The sequence below is a fragment of the Acinetobacter sp. YH12151 genome (assembly GCF_013418355.1).
Classification (GTDB): Bacteria; Pseudomonadota; Gammaproteobacteria; order Pseudomonadales; family Moraxellaceae; genus Acinetobacter; species Acinetobacter pseudolwoffii.
This window is the reverse complement of the sequence record NZ_VPCG01000104.1, coordinates 1-1,477: the sequence shown is the minus strand read 5'-3', so window position 1 is coordinate 1,477 and position 1,477 is coordinate 1. Positions and strand designations below refer to the sequence as shown.

Genomic DNA, 1,477 nt, shown 5'->3' with positions numbered 1-1,477 from the left:
TGTTCAAATGGCGATTCAGCGTTTAATTGGTTTTGGGAAAAAAGAAGAGTTTAAGGAAATTTTGGCAATTTTAAGAAAGCAGAATCCTGATAGGATAAGGGTTCTGTGAAATTTGTCGTGTACAGAGTATAATAATAATAATCGAGCATGAGTCTCATACGGATGCTCGGGTCGAAAGGGAATCCCCAGGCGAGTAACCTGTTTGCGGTGATCCATTAGCTGCAGGAGCAGAAGAGCATACATCTGGAAGCAAAGCCAGGAAAGCGGCCTATGGAGCTGTGCGGCAGCGCTCAGTAGGCAATTTTTCAAAATATTGTTAAGCCTTTTCTGAGCATGGTATTTTTCATGGTATTACCAATTAGCAGGAAAATAAGCCATTGAATATAAAAGATAAAAATGTCTTGTTTACAATAAAGTGGGAGTAGTAATTTCGTTACTTTGTTTAGAATTTCTTCAGAAATATTTCTTAATAAATCGTGTTTTTCAACAAGCGTAAAATTACTTTCTAAAATCTCTTGTTGTTTAGCTCGAGTTTGGGTATAAGCCCCATAATAAAATTGACGAGGATCTTTAAGCACGTACCAATCTTTCATTTGGATTACAGTACGGCCCTTATCGTAAAGATCAAATTCAGGCTGCCATAAAGGTTTGTAATGAAAATTAATTTCTTCCTGAATATCGTAGGTCGCTTCTTGATAACGTGAAGCTGGTTTATCACCAAATCTTTTTTCAATATAAGCATAAGTATTTCTTAAAGGCTTAACTGAAGATGTTTTAATATCAATTTGCATATAAATCTTCCTGATTTTTTAATAAAGACTAGAGTTTTTATTCTCTAATACCGGCCTGTCCAAATCGCCACTTCATGCGGTCATATTCAATCTTTGCAAAATCATCCGTACTTAGGTGCTGTACTTGATGGTGTGCGCAGAATTCTTCAAAAGCCTTGACTGGCATAATCATTTCTACAGCTAACTCTGGATCACCTATCGAAAATTCAAATTCGATATATTTGTCACGCTGAGTCCCTGTAACATGAATAAAGCAAGGAGGCTGTTCTACATTGAGTTGCTGCATACCAAAATCCTCATATTCTCCATAAGATTATTGCAACTTGCATGCCAATTTTATTTATTATTATTTTTCAAATATTTATGATTTTCTCTTTTTTATTTCATACAATGTTCTTTATCAAATTCTTAAGTCACAATGTATGACTTAAGAAAATTCTCAAGTGTTTTATATTTTCTCAGTTGTATAAGCACTTATAGATGATCAAAAAAAAAAGAAGCCAAAGCTTCTTTTTTTGATTTTCCAACTCGCATTGATAGCCCCTATAATTCAATCAACTGAACCGTACCGGGTTTGTCGGAGAGTTTTTTATTTAAGTTAGGCCACCTGACCTAACGGGTTAATCTTATCATAGTACATTGCTTCAAAATCAAAAGGTGATACATAACCTAGTGCACTATGTACA

At 34.7% G+C, this 1,477-nt stretch carries 2 protein-coding genes; both read right to left on the bottom strand.

Going from position 1 to position 1,477, the window contains the following annotated elements:
- Window positions 1-305: 305 nt before the first annotated feature.
- The gene (locus FTU82_RS15935) at window positions 306-791 is read right to left on the bottom strand and encodes a hypothetical protein (RefSeq protein WP_006581703.1); all 486 of its coding nucleotides are present in this window, start codon (window positions 789-791) and stop codon (window positions 306-308) included.
- Between the two features lie 37 nt (window positions 792-828).
- A complete protein-coding gene (locus FTU82_RS15930) occupies window positions 829-1,077 on the bottom strand; it encodes a phenol hydroxylase subunit (protein WP_006581702.1) in 249 nt (82 codons plus the stop codon).
- Between the last annotated feature and the right edge of the window lie 400 nt (window positions 1,078-1,477).

Bases quoted from the DNA above. Each gene is read 5' to 3' on its own strand.
- FTU82_RS15935 (WP_006581703.1), bottom strand. From the start codon at position 791: ATGCAAATTGATATTAAAACATCTTCAGTTAAGCCTTTAAGAAATACT.
- FTU82_RS15930 (WP_006581702.1), bottom strand. From the start codon at position 1,077: ATGCAGCAACTCAATGTAGAACAGCCTCCTTGCTTTATTCATGTTACA.